Source organism: Filibacter tadaridae (genome assembly GCF_900609045.1).
GTDB lineage: Bacteria > Bacillota > Bacilli > Bacillales_A > Planococcaceae > Sporosarcina > Sporosarcina tadaridae.
On sequence record NZ_UXAV01000071.1, the window covers coordinates 1 to 232 of the forward strand.

Here is a 232-nt window from a genome sequence, read left to right on the forward strand (position 1 = left end):
TGGAGATAATACAGTAAGTGTAAACGTTACTGTAACGGATCCTGTGGAAGCACCAAAAGCTGAAGTTACACTTTCAGTTGACCAAAAAACGGTCTCCATAGAAAAAGGTAAAACAGCATCAGTAAAAGTAACCGAAACAACAACGATTGAAGATAAATCTACAGAAGCAGACGTAACAGCAGATGCAACATACGCTGTTGAAGATGCGGCAATTGTATCAGTAGAAAAAGGC

The 232-nt window shown here is 39.2% G+C and carries 1 protein-coding gene; it reads left to right on the plus strand.

Features of this window, described 5'->3' with window-relative positions; genetic code table 11:
- A partial coding sequence (locus FILTAD_RS15870) for a hypothetical protein (RefSeq protein ID WP_160117630.1) occupies positions 1-232 on the plus strand: 232 nt, incomplete at both ends.